The 15,432-nt window shown below is 50.7% G+C and carries 14 protein-coding genes and 1 pseudogene; 11 read left to right on the top strand and 4 right to left on the bottom strand.

Going from position 1 to position 15,432, the window contains the following annotated elements; genetic code table 11:
* The first annotated feature begins 364 nt into the window (after window positions 1-364).
* Window positions 365-1,078: a nucleotidyltransferase domain-containing protein gene (locus tag KRAC_RS18950; RefSeq protein ID WP_007909755.1), complete on the top strand. Its 714-nt coding sequence runs from the start codon at window positions 365-367 to the stop codon at window positions 1,076-1,078.
* A gap of 48 nt (window positions 1,079-1,126) precedes the next feature.
* Here KRAC_RS18950 and KRAC_RS18945 read toward each other — a convergent pair whose 3' ends face one another.
* Window positions 1,127-1,492, bottom strand: coding sequence for a VOC family protein (locus KRAC_RS18945; protein ID WP_007909754.1), 366 nt, complete (start codon window positions 1,490-1,492; stop codon window positions 1,127-1,129).
* 591 nt (window positions 1,493-2,083) lie between these two features.
* Between KRAC_RS18945 and KRAC_RS18940 the strand changes: the two genes are divergently transcribed.
* Window positions 2,084-3,400: an MFS transporter gene (locus KRAC_RS18940; protein WP_007909750.1), complete on the top strand. Its 1,317-nt coding sequence runs from the start codon at window positions 2,084-2,086 to the stop codon at window positions 3,398-3,400.
* A 172-nt stretch (window positions 3,401-3,572) separates the two neighbouring features.
* Here the strand turns inward: KRAC_RS18940 and KRAC_RS18935 are convergent, their stop codons facing one another.
* A complete protein-coding gene (locus KRAC_RS18935) occupies window positions 3,573-4,217 on the bottom strand; it encodes an acetate uptake transporter (RefSeq protein WP_007909748.1) in 645 nt (214 codons plus the stop codon).
* A 361-nt stretch (window positions 4,218-4,578) separates the two neighbouring features.
* On the opposite strand from KRAC_RS18935, the gene ctaD reads away from it, so the two are divergent.
* The 7 genes and pseudogenes from ctaD to KRAC_RS18895 all read left to right on the top strand — a co-directional run bounded on the left by ctaD (window position 4,579) and on the right by KRAC_RS18895 (window position 11,532).
* Complete coding sequence (gene ctaD, locus KRAC_RS18930; RefSeq protein WP_007909746.1) at window positions 4,579-6,267, top strand: cytochrome c oxidase subunit I; 1,689 nt, start codon at window positions 4,579-4,581, stop codon at window positions 6,265-6,267.
* A gap of 183 nt (window positions 6,268-6,450) precedes the next feature.
* A complete protein-coding gene (locus KRAC_RS18925) occupies window positions 6,451-7,062 on the top strand; it encodes a helix-turn-helix domain-containing protein (protein WP_007909744.1) in 612 nt (203 codons plus the stop codon).
* A 13-nt stretch (window positions 7,063-7,075) separates the two neighbouring features.
* Entirely contained in the window at window positions 7,076-8,557 is a 1,482-nt protein-coding gene (locus KRAC_RS18920) for a pyridoxal phosphate-dependent decarboxylase family protein (RefSeq protein ID WP_007909743.1), read from the top strand.
* Entirely contained in the window at window positions 8,554-9,024 is a 471-nt protein-coding gene (locus tag KRAC_RS18915) for an HAD family hydrolase (protein WP_040443859.1), read from the top strand. Before KRAC_RS18920 ends, KRAC_RS18915 begins: the two co-directional genes overlap by 4 nt.
* A gap of 200 nt (window positions 9,025-9,224) precedes the next feature.
* Window positions 9,225-10,785 (top strand): annotated as a pseudogene (locus tag KRAC_RS66175) (nuclease/transposase family protein); the annotation flags it as partial.
* A gap of 57 nt (window positions 10,786-10,842) precedes the next feature.
* Window positions 10,843-11,028, top strand: coding sequence for an HAD hydrolase-like protein (locus KRAC_RS79540; protein ID WP_085954414.1), 186 nt, complete (start codon window positions 10,843-10,845; stop codon window positions 11,026-11,028).
* Between the two features lie 291 nt (window positions 11,029-11,319).
* The gene (locus tag KRAC_RS18895; protein WP_007909742.1) at window positions 11,320-11,532 is read left to right on the top strand and encodes a DUF2795 domain-containing protein; all 213 of its coding nucleotides are present in this window, start codon (window positions 11,320-11,322) and stop codon (window positions 11,530-11,532) included.
* Window positions 11,533-11,724: 192 nt separating this feature from the next.
* Here the strand turns inward: KRAC_RS18895 and KRAC_RS18890 are convergent, their stop codons facing one another.
* A complete protein-coding gene (locus KRAC_RS18890; RefSeq protein ID WP_007909741.1) occupies window positions 11,725-12,957 on the bottom strand; it encodes an RNA-guided endonuclease InsQ/TnpB family protein in 1,233 nt (410 codons plus the stop codon).
* 246 nt (window positions 12,958-13,203) lie between these two features.
* Here KRAC_RS18890 and KRAC_RS18885 point away from each other — a divergent pair, with 246 nt between their 5' ends.
* Both KRAC_RS18885 and KRAC_RS18880 read left to right on the top strand, forming a co-directional pair.
* A complete protein-coding gene (locus tag KRAC_RS18885; RefSeq protein WP_007909740.1) occupies window positions 13,204-13,944 on the top strand; it encodes a TetR/AcrR family transcriptional regulator in 741 nt (246 codons plus the stop codon).
* 215 nt (window positions 13,945-14,159) lie between these two features.
* Entirely contained in the window at window positions 14,160-14,834 is a 675-nt protein-coding gene (locus KRAC_RS18880; protein WP_007909738.1) for a methyltransferase family protein, read from the top strand.
* A 189-nt stretch (window positions 14,835-15,023) separates the two neighbouring features.
* On the opposite strand, the gene KRAC_RS18875 is transcribed toward KRAC_RS18880, so the two are convergent.
* A complete protein-coding gene (locus KRAC_RS18875; protein WP_007909736.1) occupies window positions 15,024-15,269 on the bottom strand; it encodes a heavy-metal-associated domain-containing protein in 246 nt (81 codons plus the stop codon).
* Window positions 15,270-15,432 lie beyond the last annotated feature (163 nt).

The following is a 15,432-nucleotide window of genomic DNA, read 5'->3' as shown; positions in this document are numbered from 1 at the left end:
TGCTGGTCCTCTTCGAGAGAGCATCTTCCAGGCAATCACGCGCATTGGACCATTTTCTGCTCACAGGGAAGAGTATACTAGGGGAAATGTGTTGTACCAAGTGCAAAACTACACCTGGATTGGCAAGAGATCGTCTCGCTTGTTTGCGGATCGAGTCTCTCCCAGTTCCAACAGCAGGAGAGAGGTATGATGAACATCGAACCTGACGCTTCTCACACGCCAGATGTGCCGCGTGATGTCCTTGGCGAGGGTGCAACTAATTCATTTGCAGAAGTCGAGCATTGAGAAATTTGGCTCGATTGAGAGCAAATCCATGAATAAGGAGATACATACTAGATAAAAACCTATGAAAGGAGATGCTGATTTGTTGTATCAGACCCTCCTGCAAGAGATAATCGAAGAGGCATTTGGGCAGGAAGAGATCATTGGCATCCTGCTCACTGGCTCCGTCGCGAGAGGTGATGCCTTGCCGGGAGCCGATCTTGACCTACGCTTCATTCTTACTCCAGGTGCCAGGCGTGAGTTTCATAGAGGGTTGCGCCAGGGGGTTCTGGTTGAGCAGGGATATGCTGATGCGGCAGGAGCTCAGTACAAACTCGAAACGAACCCAATGGAAGTCTATGCCTATCTAGATGGTCGTATCTTCTTTGATCCGCAGGGAATCCTCGCGCGCCTGAAAGAACAGGCGCAAAGACGTTTTGAGACCTACCGGATCTCTGAACAAGAGCGGGAGAAAATCACCTCCTGGCTAGAGGCTGCTCGCTTCAAAATACGTGTAGCTGAGAGAGGGGGCCATCTGTTGAAAGCAGCTTTCGCGGCTGGGACAGTTTCTTGGCAGGTTATCGAGGGGCTATGGGCTGCAAATAACAGGCCACTTCCACCTAACGGATCAATCTGGGCGCACCTCAAGGATTTATCACAAGGACCTCCTGATGTCGAAGAGCTGCTAAAACAATTCTTTTGTGGGGAAACTAAGCAGCGTGTGCAGGTTGCTCTAGAGCTTCTTGATTGGATTTTGCTGTACTTGGATAGTGAGGGAAAAACTTCTCTTCTGCTTGAGCCAGGGGTGCAAGATTGATTGTACCAATCAATCTTGCATTTGAGTATGCAGATGCCCTCGAGCTGATCAATCAACTGCGGTGAGCACCTCAACCATAAAGCTGCCTGGTGCTTGCACATAAAAATTCCAGGCATACTTTCCTCCAGGCATAGCGTGACTCCGCTGTGGTGGTTTCATCTCAAACCCACCATCTTTCAGCTGGTGATAGATCGTGTTGACTTGTTCTGCATTCTTCTGGACAAAGCCGATATGAAACGAGTTGGGATAGTTCACCTGACCAGCTTTTGTCAAGGTGAAAATCAGGTTGTCGTCGTCGGTGAGCACCGTCAACATCTGATTGTCGGCTAGTGTACGTAACCCAAAGTATGTTTCGAGAAAGTGGGTTGCTGCTGAGATGTCAGTAACGGTCAAATTGATATGGTTCAATTTCATAGGAAGCTCCTTTTATCTGGAGAAAGAAATCTCCATTGGCTAAATGTCAACCATTTTTCTGCACGTTCTCTCAGGAGAGGCATGGTGAGGGTGACTATTTCCATAATCACCATATCTAAAGAGGGTTGGGTCGTTCTTTTTGGGACAGCTTTCCAGTCTGATTTAGGTATTGTCAACTTGACAATACTTATGCTCCTCACAACCGACCCCATTCTTGATGAATGCTCTGTATAGTCATTGACACCAGAAACAGTCTCTCTGGTAACTTATATGAGCCTGGTTTGGGGTCATTTACCGAATTAGTGGAGGGAATGCCCGGTCATTGATGCCGGAGATGAACCTCCGCCTCCATGTTCATTAGTCGCAAAACACGAGACGAAAACAACAGCAAAAGAACTAGGCTCTGGCGTAATTCCGTTCGTCTATGGCCGAGCAAAAGGAACAGTGGATTCCGATCTTTCATGTTTGCATACCTTATTCGCCTTGTTTATAGAGAATTTATACATTGTATGCACGTACCCACCCGGTTACACTATAAAAAGTAAAGTTTCTTCATCAAAATCCTCATTTTTAGTCTAGCAAGGATATTTTATGTTATCGCCCTCTATTGAGAATATAAAAGATACTAAAAAACTTTCGGAATCATCTCACCTTGTTCAAACACGAGCTTTTGCTTTCCCATCGTCACTACGCCCATTAGCGGAAAAAAATTTCGCGCTTCTATGGGTAGGAGCATTTCTTTCAAATGCTGGCTTTTGGATTCAATCTATTGGGCAAGGTTGGCAAGTGCTTCAACTCACCAATTCTGCCCTGTTGCTTGGCCTGGTCACCTTCATAGCAACATTGCCTAACCTTCTCCTCTCCCCTATTGGGGGAGTCATAGCTGACCGTTTCAATCGGCGCCATCTGCTCCTCTTTACACAGTGCTTCTATATGCTCATCTCCCTTCTCATGGGCATTCTTACCACCTTACACATCATCACTGTCTGGCAGATTATTCTTCTTGCACTGCTTAATGGGGTATTCAGTTCGGTTGGCTTCCCCGCATGGCAAACATTTGTTGGCGACCTGTTACCGCCATCGCAGTTAAGGCAGGGCATCGCGCTCAACTCAACTCAATTTAATCTCTCGCGTGTGATCGGTCCAGCTATTGGAGGTCTCTCCGTAGGCATCTTTGGGATCGCAGGCTCATACTACTTCAATGCTCTAAGCTATATTGCGGTCATTATTCCACTCCTCCTGATGCACACCGCCAATCGAGAGCAACGCAAAAGTGCGCACAAAAGTATGTGGAGCGACCTACGCGATGGCCTGTATTACGTGCGACAGCGACCTATGGCTCAAATCGTGCTCTTGCTGCAATTCTTTATTGCCTTTCTGGTTTTTCCCTACCAGACACTGCTTCCAATCTTTGCCAACAATATCTACCATATCGGGGCCACCGGGCTGGGTTTATTGAACTCTGCGGCAGGTATTGGGGCTCTCCTTGGTTCCATCATTCTGGTCATGATGACACAACGCATTCAAAATGGGTCGCGTATCTTGTTGATTGTCTGTTGCCTGGGAGGAGGCGCTTGCCTGGCTTTTGCGCTCTCTAACAGTTTACCACTCTCCCTGGCCCTGCTCATTTGTATAGGTATGTGCTCAGTGCTCTCCTCAACCCTTACCAATACCATCCTACAAATGATGGTGCCGCAGGAGATGCGTTCGCGCGTTCTCAGCCTTTGGATACTGACCGCGTTTGGCCTCGCGCCACTTGGCAACCTTGGTGCTGGTTGGATCGCTCAGAACATTGGAGCGTCTCTGACGCTAGGCATTGCTGGTTCAGTATGTGTGATCCTCGCACTATGCACATTTGGTTTCCACAGCAAAATGAGAACTCTTCCTGAACGGGAAAACAGACCGTGATGGGGAATATACCCTGCAAGAAGGAAGAAAAGAAGGGCAGCTTTTAGTATGAGCGAGATGAGATAGGCAAAATACTCATCTCCGGCACCTTACCTCTTGAGCATGTTTTCTCGTACCACCTGACGATCGCTCTAGGTACGTACGAGAAAACATGCTGAACATCGATGCGTGCTTATTCAACCGCAACAGGTCCACGTCCGCCTGTTGGCAGCGTGATACCAGCGGAAGTACGCAGCATACTGGCAACCGCCGCATACCAGGCAACGAGTGCGCAGATGATAGCCAGCCAACCACCAATGCCAAGCCACACCCGGTTAAATCCTGTTAGGTGTCCGATAGCCAGACAGAGGTAGGCCAGAAACAACAAACCAATGGTCGCAAGGTAGACCATATTCATTCTGAGTGATCCAACGAGAGTCACCGCAAGAAGAATGGCCCAGCATAGGTAGAAAAGCCCTAAGAGGAGATGCTGCACTCCCGTACTCATGCTCGCTAAGATGCCAAACCCTGGCATGAAGATCACGCCAAGGGCTGTGAGGAAGCCGCCATACGAAGTAAAGAGCGTAGCCGCTTCCATACTTCCTTTGCGGAACTCCCACATTCCAGCCAGAATTTGAACAACTCCTCCCACGAGAAGGATCGGTCCAATAGCTCTGAGGGCGCCTTGATTTCCAAATGGAAGAATAAAACCAGCGTACCAGGAGCCAAGAATTGCCGTAGTCAGTGCAAGAACGCTCAGCCCAAGAGGGATAGGGCTTGCAATACGCTCTTCCGTCAAGTCACGAGGAGCCGATGATCTTGTTGAGTATTGAGCCATGATAGTTCTCCTTTCGGGAGAAGATCGCCAAGGTACTATGCCTCACTCTAGAACCACATGTTCCTAGTCATCCTGACAATCATCCTTTGCTGTCTCTAAGACGAAGTCGTCGAGTGTCTACAGATTGTCACTCTCAGGAGTTGTGCGCTTCTTGACTATTAGGTTGAGATTTTTCTGTGAGGAAGATTGTGAGAACATTTTAGGAACACCTAGAATCACGTTGAGTGATATTTTTACGTGACTGATCCTTAAAACACAGGGGAGAATATCTTGAGATTGCATTGACTATACTTAAAAGATAAAATGAAGTATGTGATGTTACTAGTGTTGGTATAGAAGAGATGTTTTGGAGAAATCATATATGGCAACTCGCACTAGTAATAGAGAGTCAGTGAGCGTACGTGAGAGGCACTTGAGTGATACCTATATTGGTAGCTGGCTCACGACAACCGATCACAAAGAGATCGGCATCATGTACATTGTCACGGCTTTCTTCTTCTTCCTGATCGGCGGTGTGGAGGCACTCTTCATTCGGGCACAACTGGCGGTCCCCAATGGGAAAGTGCTCAGTCCCGAAGAATATAACCAGATTTTCACGATGCACGGCACGACGATGATCTTCTTATTCGTCATGCCGATATTGTCGGGGCTGGGCAACTATGTTGTACCTCTGATGCTTGGAGCACGCGATATGGCATTCCCGCGCATGAATGCCTTTGCGTACTGGATCTTGCTTTTTGGTAGCCTCTTCTTACAGTCCAGCTTTCTGTTGAGCGTGGCCCCTAATGGGGGCTGGTTCATGTACGCTCCTTTGAGTCTGACGGCAAATGCCTGCGGTATCCATGCCTATCAGTGTACACCTGGGATGAACGCGGATTTCTGGATTCTGGGTATAACCATGCTTGGCATCTCCTCAATCGCAGGATCGCTTAACTTTGTTGTGACGATTCTAAAGATGCGCGCGCCTGGCATGAGCATTAACCGTATACCGCTCTTCACGTGGATGATCCTGGTCATGGCGTTTCTGATATTATTCGCAATGCCAAGTCTGACGGCGGCGAGTCTGATGCTGCTGCTGGATCGCCATCTTGGGACGCATTTCTATCAGTTTGCCTATGGTGGTGACCCGCTTCTGTGGCAACATTTGTTCTGGTCATTTGGTCATCCTGAGGTATATATCCTGATTCTGCCGGCTTTCGGTATTGTCTCGGAGGTCTTGCCGGTCTTCTCACGCAAACCCATCTTTGGTTATACTTTTATCGCGTGGTCTGGTGTGGCGATTGGCTTCTTGAGTTTCACTGTCTGGGCACATCACATGTTTGCCGTTGGTCTGCCACCTGTCGCACAGGCGTTCTTCGCCTCCAGCACGGTTCTCATCGCGGTACCAACCGCCGTAAAGATCTTCAACTGGCTGGGAACGATCTACAAGGGGAAATTGAGCTTTAAAGCTCCTATGATCTTCGCGCTCGGTTTTATTGCTATGTTCCTCATCGGTGGTTTGAATGGGGCCGCGCTGGCTGTTGTGCCTTTTGACTACCAGGCCACGGACAGCTATTTTGTGGTCTCGCACATTCACTACGTGCTCTTCGGTGGTAGCGTAATGGCAATCTTCGCGGGCCTCTTCTACTGGTTTCCCAAGATGACCGGCAAATTGATGAATGAGAGGCTGGCACATATTCAATTCTGGCTGATGATGATTGGTATGAACCTGGCATTCTTCCCCATGCATATCCTGGGGCTACTGGGCATGCCACGTCGCGTCTATACCTATCCAGCGAATTTAGGTTGGAACGAATTGAACCTGATGTCGACAATTGGAGCCTTCTTGATTGGTATCGCGGTCATGGTCTTCCTCTGCAACTTTGTCACAAGCATGAAGTCGGGTCAGAAGGTAGGGAATGATCCCTGGGACGGCTTTACCCTGGAGTGGGATACGACATCGCCGCCGAAGAAGTATAACTTCCTTACCATACCCATAGTCCACAGTCGCCGCCCATTCTATGACAAGAAGAATCCTGAGACCGCAGATTGGAAGTCAGCCATTCACTAGAGGATGAGAGAACAATTAGGACGACGTGAATGACGTCAGCGGCTATCACTCCGCCCTATGACATAGAGGACATACAGAGCGACATCCATGAGTTATTTGAGAAAAAGGGAATAGTGGTCGTACCTTCTCTCTTGTCAAATTCCTCTATAGCGAATATAATTTCTCTATGGAGGTGATTTTGTTATGGAAGTACCAATGCCACGTTTGGGGAGTGGACTTGATCTGACTGACTTAGGAGCGCGTATTCGTTCGGAACGACTCCGTCGGCATCTCTCTCTTGAGGTCCTTTCTTCACAATCTGGAGTCAGCAGTAGCATGCTCTCTGATATTGAGCGCGGCAAAAAAGTGCCATCCGTCCTCGTGCTTGATTCTATTGCAACAGCCTTGGGAACCAGTCTCGCTCGGTTTCTTGAAGAAGAACAACAAGCAAAGGTGATTGTTCTGCGTCATAGGGAGCAAGAGGTTGTACAAGACCCGTCAGGTTGGGAGCGGCGCATTCTCTCTCCCGTTTTGCCTGGAATAGAGTTTGAGTTTATGCGTACCACCATCTTGCCAGGAGTTGATGCGGGGGTCTTTCTTCCTCACGGCACTGGTTCACGCGAATATATCGCTGTCGAAGAAGGAACCTTGCAACTGACCTTGAACGGCACTGTCTATCTGCTCCAGGCCGGAGACAGTATCTATTATACTGGAGACTGTCATCATGCTTTTACCAATCTAGGGGAAAAGCCCTGCACCTATTACCTTGTGATGGAGATTCCACCCTCTCCCGTTCCACATGTTCATCATAGATAAGTGAGTTCGTTGTATGTCTGATTCCTTCGTATCTCCTCTTGTAGAGGATCTGGTCACGTTTCGCCGACTCGGCCATCTGGCAGTCGATATGGCCGCCGATTACCTGGAAACTCTCCGAGATCGCCCTGTATTCGTCCCTATGACTCCTGATGAGCGACAGGCGTTACTGACCCAGGACTTGTCCGAAGAGGGAATACCGCCAGAAGAACTGCTGGTCACTATTCGGGATCGTCTTTTTACCCATCCCATGGGCAATGGGCATCCTCGCTTTTTCGGCTGGGTCAATTCGCCTCCCGCGCTACCTGGCATTCTCGCTGAATTCTTGGCGGCGACCCTCAATCCCAGCTGCGCAGGGGGAGATCACGCGGCCATTTATCTAGAATACAGCGTCATCCGCTGGCTGATGGAATTGATCGGTTTCCCTCAAGAGAAAAGTATGGGGCTTTTCGTGAGTGGGGCCTCGATGGCAACGTTGACCTGCCTGGCAGCAGCGCGCTTCTGGGCGGCGAAAGAAGCGGGATGGAACGTACGGGAACGAGGGCTGCAAGCACAGAATCCAGATTTGGTCCTCTATCTCTCGGAAGAAGGGCACGGATGCATTCGCAAAGCTGCCGAGATGCTTGGCCTCGGTAGCAACTCCTTGCACCTGCTTCCAACCGATTCAACCTTTCGGATGGATGTGACTGCACTTCGAGCAGCCATTCAAGCTGACCGAGCTGCGGGGCGGCAGCCTTTTTGTGTGGCGGCAAGTGCAGGAACGGTCAATACCGGGGCAATCGATCCTTTGTCTCTCCTGGCAGATATGTGTGCAGAAGAGTCACTCTGGTTGCATGTGGATGGGGCCTATGGCGCGTTCGGCAAAGTGGATCCGCAGGTTGCACCCCTGTTTGAGGGATTTGAACGCGCGCAGTCGGTCGCCATCGATCCGCACAAATGGCTCTCGGTCCCCGTCGAATGTGGTTGTGCCCTGGTTTCAGATAAACACCTGCTTCGTGAAACCTTTAGCCTTGTCCCTCCCTATCTGCAGCTTGAAGAAGGCAAAGGTTTTGCGAATCTCCCCTGGTTCTCCGAGTATGGTTTCCAGCAAACTCGTGGTTTTCGCGCACTGAAGGTATGGATGGTCTTACAAACCACGGGACGTCAGGGTCTGGTACAGCGTATCCAGCATCACAATACTCTTGCGCGGCAGCTGGCATCGCTGATTGATGCCGCTCCTGACTTTGAACGTGTTGCTCCAGTGACGCTGTCTATCGTCTGTTTCCGTTACCTCCCCTTGGAACGGAAAGGAGATGAGGAGGGTATTGAGCAGATGAACCGTGCTCTGGTTCCTTTGCTCCAATTGGCAGGAGAAGCCTTTCTCACCAGTACTGTCCTCCACGGCCAGTTTGCGTTGCGTGCTTGCATTCTTCACGATACCACAACCTCGGATGATCTCAGGATCTTATTGGAGAGCGTGCGACACGCAGCAGAGCTTTCCCGAAAGCAGGAGCAATGATCATAGAAAAACACTACAGTGCCTACTTCTTTGACCTGGGCGGCACATTACTTGCCCTTGAGCAGGATGAGATCGCCTGCTCTGAGACGGGGAAGGTCACGCTGTTGCCAGGTGTGAGAGATCATCTTTTGCCTCTACGCGGAACACCTGTGTTTGTTATTACCAATCAAGCAGCTGTGGCTTTGGGGCAACTCTCTGAAGCGACAGCACGAGGCTTTCTTGATCAGATCAATGCTGTGGTTGGGCAGGTGATTACAGAGAACGGCCCAGAAAGCCCCGCTTTTTCTAAGGCGGGGATGAATGGGCGTTCCTTTCGGGCTGGTTGGGTGGAGGGGAAGCATCACTCTTCTTTCGTACTGTGTTCTCCACAAGATGAAGAAAGATCATCGTCTTCTCTTGTCTCACGCTTGCGCGCGAAACTCCTTTCAGTCAGAACGCCGGATCCGGTATCCTCCTCTTCGACCTAACGTAATCGCACGGAGTTGCTTCTCACGAATCCATTTCCGAACGGTACGTCGTCGAGTTACCGGAAGAAGCCTGCCCAACTGGAATAGCTGTGTAGACATGTGAACGTGTGGAAAGACACGAGGGACGGGCAGCTGTCCCGTCTCTTTCTCAAGAGATACTCTGCATCGGAAGGCAAAGCACGTCATGAAGCGAGCCCGCGACACCGACCTTTCTTCTTGAACTCCCTCTCCAAGTCGATTGGAGCCAGGAACGCCATGTACGTGCGCACCTGGAAGCGGCTCGGTGCCTCTACAACGCTCTGCTTGCTGAAGCCATGAAGCGGCTCCGATGCATGCGCAATGATCCGGCATGGAACAAGGCGCGGGCTCTCCCACACTCGCACAAACAGAAACGCGCTCAGGCTTTTTCTGCCTTACGCACAAAATACCACTTCTCGGAATATGAGATGCACGAGTCTGCCAAGCGTGCCCGTGTCTCCTGGATCGTCGACCACATCGAGAGCACCATGGCTCAAACCCTTGCGACTCGCGCCTATCAGGCGGTCAATCGGGTCTGTGTTGGGAAAGCCAAACGAGTACGCTTCCGCAGCAAGGGACGTGGCATTGATAGCGTGGAGGGCAAACGCAACGACGCCGGCATGCGCTTCGTGCTGGACCCCAATGCGGGAGACGGTGGCTTCTTGATCTGGAACCAAGAGGTCATTCCGGCGATCATCGACTGGCACGATCCCGTGATCCAGCATGGTATGCGCCACAAGATCAAATATGTCCGCCTGGTCCGCCGCAAGGCTTCCTCGCCATCCGCTCAAGGGGCCGATCACGATGGCAATCGCTATGCGCGTCCAGCTCATCTTAGAGGGGCACGCACTCATCAAGAAAAAGCACGTGCAGACCGGAACCGACACGATTGGTCTGGATATCGGCCCCTCCAGCCTTGCCATTGTGCCGCGCGAGGGCAAAGCCGATCTGGTCACGTTCTGCGAGGAATTAACCCAGAACGCCCGAAAAAAGCGGCGCATCCAACGGAAAATGGACCGGCAACGCCGTGCCAACAATCCAGAAAACTACGATGAGCAAGGCCGGGTGAAGTCGGGCAAACGCCTGCGTTGGAAGGAGAGCAAGCGGTACCAGGCGACCAGGAGACAACACGCCAATACTGAGCGCAGACTCGCAGCACACCGCAAGAGTCTGCATGGCAATCTGGCTCATCGCATCGCTTCGGTGGGGAACACGATCACCATAGAGAAAACCTCGTTCAAAGGATGGCAGAAGCAGTATGGTCGGAGCATCGGACTTCGCGCACCAGGGATGTTTCTAGCGCATTTGACTCGCATAGTTGCAAAAACTGGCGGCACCCTGCACGAAGCCTCAGCCTACCAGACCAGACTCTCTCAGTACTGCCAGAAGTCGGGGCAGTATCACAAGAAGCCAAGATCAGAGCGCTGGCACCAATGTCCTTGCAGATTCGGGCCGGTGCAGCGTGATCTCTACTCGGCATTCTTGCTGGCCTACCTGGAACCGCAGCAAACGATGCCCTCTATCACCCAGCCTATCTGGGAAGGTGCGGAGCCGCGCCTGCAAGCCGTGATGGAGGAGCTTCAACAACGTGCAAATGAGGGGCAGCCCTTGCCCCGAAGCATGGGCTTAGTGGCTCGACGCAAAAGCGGAGCTGCCCGTGCCGGAGCGCGTCGGCTGAAAAGTCCTGCCTATCTCCACCAAGAGCCGGTTTCTCCTTCGGGAGAGGCCGGAAACGGTGGGTGAGGAACAGGAACCTCCGTGCATGTATGCCGGAGAGGCCTCAGTGACTATCGCATCTGTATGCATCATCCGCTCGCCGGCTGCCCTTGCCGTAAGCCACAACCTGGAATGGTTTTCGATCTGGCGCGAACGCATACAATCAATCTGGCACAAGCCGTGTTGATTGGAGATACTGCAAACGATGAGCAATGTGCTCAACTCGCTGGTATTGGGACATTTTTATGGGCACATGCCTTTTTTAAGTAAACACGCTGCCACTGCATTTGTGTAGTTTCTTCGTCCTGTCCATTCTGTTAGGTTGATACCCCAACATATGCTATTTTTTCATCTTCTTCATACTAATGAAGGACGACAGAGCGAGCAGAAAGCTTTCCTCCTGTTCTCCTTTCTTCCGCACCGGCGAAGGAAACGAGAATCGGCAAGCAATCAGAACCTCCTCTGTTTCAAGATGATTGCGTGGATACAACACAGACGTGTGTTCCACGTCGTACATACGACCATGTATTGGAAAAAACAGGAAAATAGGAGAATAGTGATATGTCACAACAACCAGCGAATCCCGCTCAGGTCGAGAAGTGCCTCAAGGGAATGGACTATCCGGCCGACAAACAAGAAGTGATCAACTATGCCAAGCAACATGGAGCCGATACGCAAGTCGAACAAGCACTGAACCGCTTACCCAATGAGACATTCAATAAGCCGACGGATGTCAGCAAGGCTATTGGCGAGATGGATCGTGGTCAGAGATAAGCACGTGTAAGGCGCACATGGAAGAGACACGACTGGGAAAGCATATGATAGCTTATGCTCTCCCAGCCGTTTTTTTTTGCTCCTTGTGGCTATACACTACGGTCAGTACCCTACGGCTAAAGCCGAGGGCTTGGAGTTGTGTCTGAACTCCACCGCAATTCAGCATACCTTTTCAGGCGTGCGGCTTTGGCTTCATCGTCCGACACAGAAGGCGCGTACTGACAAGAGGCCCGTTCCTCTCCAGTCTTGCCGGATAAGAAGCGTTCGCATCGCAATGTTTCTTGCACCAACCAGATCGGCATGGAGCGTGTACTGACAATTCTGACAGACGAAGAGCAATCCTTTGTTGGGTCTATTCTCTTTGCAGGTGTGCCCACATTTGGGGCACGCTTGCGAGGTAGAGTTGGCATCGACCTTGATCGCCATACTTCGATGCAAGAGCGCTTTATAGGCAATCATGCTATGCAACTCAGCGAAGGACCATTTGGAGAAGGTACGATTGGCTTTTCGCTGTTTTGCACTTTTGCCTTTGCGTCGTTTGGTACGCTCTCGAATATCTGTCAGATGCTCCAGTCCAATCAAGCTTTGAGGGTGCTGTAGGACAATCCGCTTACTCACGACATGATTGGTATTCTGCTTCAACCGTCTCTCTCGTCCACTGATGGCAACGAGCCTTCTTGTCGCTGAACGAGTGCCTTTCTTTTGCAGACGTTTTCTCAGTCGTGCGGAGTGGTTTGCCTTGGGGACAATCTGTTTGCCTGAATGGAAGGTGCAATCCCCTTGCATCGTCGCCGTGACGGCAAGGTATCGCATCCCCACATCCACGCCAACGACTTGCTTGTGTGTTTCAGGTGTAGGATCAGCCGTCTCAATTTCAAGAGAGACAAGGAGGTAAAATTGTTTCTTGGGCTTGTCATACCAGAGTTTCGATGCACCAATCTCCGTACCACGCTGGATCAATGCCACATGCTTATTGTAGCCAGTATAGGGCACGATAACACGTCCCTCAAGGGTCAGGATGCTCACCTGCTGCTCTTTCTTGAAGGTGTAGTCTTTCTTGTACTGATAGGTCAACGTGGGGGAGATGAACTTGGGAGCCTTATCAAGCCCTTTGTAGCGTTTCTTGGTCTTCCCTTCCTTACGATGAACAGCATTGTTCTTGACCTTTGTCCAGAGGGTTTTATACGAGGCACCAACTTGGCGAGGAACAGAACAGGCCATTTGCGAAGGCAGATGAAAACGGAGGCGGATCTCTTCGTAGGTGGCATCTTGCAAACGAACAGCATTGCTCATCTTGCCATGCTCAAAGGCGTACTGGCTCACATAATTGAGAGAATCCCGATACGCCAGTTGCGTTGTACGTAATGCCTTGAATTGCTCGGGCGTTGTATTTAATTTGAGTTTCGCTGTTACTACCGTTTGCATACGCTAAATTATACCATAGTTTTCATCTAACTGTCAACAATACATGAGCAGATGAGAGCATGTCTACGGCGTATTCCACCCAAGCCACCGACAAAGGAACGCCGCATTCCTCCCCATGCCTGAAAGGGCAGGGGCATCCTGCGGCGTTTTGGGTGAAAAGACCTCTGCTCTTTTACACCTTGACAAGAGAAATTTGTTGACTATAATTAATAGTCAGAGTGTCTTTTTATTGACTGAGGAGAGGCAATGGCACGAATCGTTAGACCAGAACAATACGCAGCCAAACGTGCACAGATCCTCAATACGGCCCAGCGACTGATGTTGAGCAAGGGGTATGAACGCATGTCGATCCAGGATATCCTGGAGGAAGTGCGAATCTCAAGAGGGGCCTTCCATCATTATTTCGCCTCGCGCGAAGCCTTGTTAGAATCCTTCATCAAGCAGGTCAAGGAAGAGTCGGGGAAGCCGCTTCGACAGCTCATTGATGACCCTAAGCTGAGCGCCCGCGAAAAATTCCAGGGCTTCTTTGATACGCTGGACCGTTTGAGAATGGAGCGCAAGGCGGAAGTGGTCAGGATTGGGCGTGTCTGGTATTCCGATAGCAATGCCGTTGTGCGACTCAGAGTGACTGAGGCGATTGCCAGACAGCGAGCGCAACTGCTCAACGAGATAGTCCGGCAAGGCATTCAGGAAGGCAGCTTTGTCGTCGCTTATCCTGACAACGCAGGGGAAGTCATTGTGACCCTGTTACAAGGAATGGGAGACAGGCATGCTGAATTACTGTTCGCCTTAGACCAGACGCGCGACAATGATCAACGCCTCATCGAAGAGATCGTTACTACCCATGTCGTCTACATGGATGCTATCGAGCGAGTATTAGGCGTGCCACCGTACACCTTCTACCGAACTAATGCCGAAGGGGCGCAACTCTGGGTTGAGGCGATACGAGAGAACAATCAGCAAGAAGATCCAGGACAAGCTCCCTAACGGGGTTACAACATATCTTTCACGTCCAATCGGCGATGCCACACTACTGAGCCGATAGAACGCGCGGCGAGAAAAGACCCTCACAGGAGAAGCAGGACAAGCTCCTTATAAGGGAACAAGGACAAGACCCCCAACAGGTCTTAACACGTCCTCCACGTCCAATTGGCAAGCGAATGAGCCAAGGGAACGCGCGACGAGAAAAGAGAGAAGCAATCATGAAGACTGGCCTTCAAGCAGCAGGAACAGGACTTATTGGACTTGTAGTGTTTGGGTTGGTGTTGTTTTTGCCAGCGTGGACATTCAATTATTGGCAAGCATGGGTTTTTATTGCCGTCTTTACCCTCTCGACGAGTGTCCCTAGCATCTACTTGAGTCTGAAGAATCCGGCAGCCCTTGAGCGGCGTATGCATGCTGGGCCAGCGGCGGAAACCAGAACAGTGCAGAAAATTATTATCTCTGGCGCACTCCTATCGCTGCCAGCGGTGATGATATTCAGCGCCTTCGACCATCGTTTTGGCTGGTCGCCAGTGCCAACGGCTGTCTCAGTGATTGGGGATGCTCTAGTCGCGATTGGACTTGGTATCGCCATGTTTGTGGTCATACAGAATAGTTATGCAGCCGCCAACATCACGGTAGAGGCGGACCAGAAAGTCATCTCCACCGGTCTCTATGGGCTCGTGCGGCACCCAATGTATGTGGGAACGCTGATCATGATGGTAGGCATCCCCCTGGCGCTCGACTCCTGGTGGGGGCTTGTCATCCTCATCCCTGGCGTGATTGGGCTCGCCTTCCGCATCCTCGACGAAGAAAAGATGCTCAAGCAAGAGTTAGACGGATATAGTGAATACACACAGAAGGTACACTATCGGTTGGTGCCATACGTGTGGTAAAGGCGGGGTTTTGTCATGAATCAGTGGAAATCCTGATCGCAGCCATGTAAATGCGATTTTGTCTCATTTGATACAGAGAGTAAGAATACTCTGGCTTCTCTCTCCACATCTCACAGGAGAAATAAAGGCTGGAGAAGCGTTTATCGCCCCATTGATGACGTTAGGGGAAAACGCTTCTCTAATTGCTCTTTATGCTGTTCCCCAACGAACCTTGTACTGATGAGATGTTCCCGCTGATTGTTGCTCAATTGCCGTTTCAATGTGTGTGGTGGGTAGGTCTTCCGCTGTCGTCAAAATGACGGTAGCTTCGTTGTCCTGTGTACGTGTGAGTTCGACCTGTTGGGTACCAGGAAGCGCAAGAAGTGCCTGACGAATCCGGGCGTCGCATTTCTCGCATGTGACATCTTCGACCTGAAAATGATACTGGTGCGACATGAAGGGTTCCTTTCTTTACTGCTAGCTTGCTTCATGTTTTTCTTCGCTCCCTTCAAGAACATGGAAGAGGAGGAATGGTCACCGTTTTCGAAGGACGCACGACATATATCTATTTCCATCTCTAGTGTACTCAAAAGAGAACTGCTTTGTCTACTCGTAGGAC

It is taken from the genome of Ktedonobacter racemifer DSM 44963 (assembly GCF_000178855.1).
In the GTDB taxonomy this organism is placed as follows: Bacteria; Chloroflexota; Ktedonobacteria; order Ktedonobacterales; family Ktedonobacteraceae; genus Ktedonobacter; species Ktedonobacter racemifer.
Note: the sequence above shows the minus strand (reverse complement) of the source record. Positions and strands in the feature narration are given on the sequence as shown.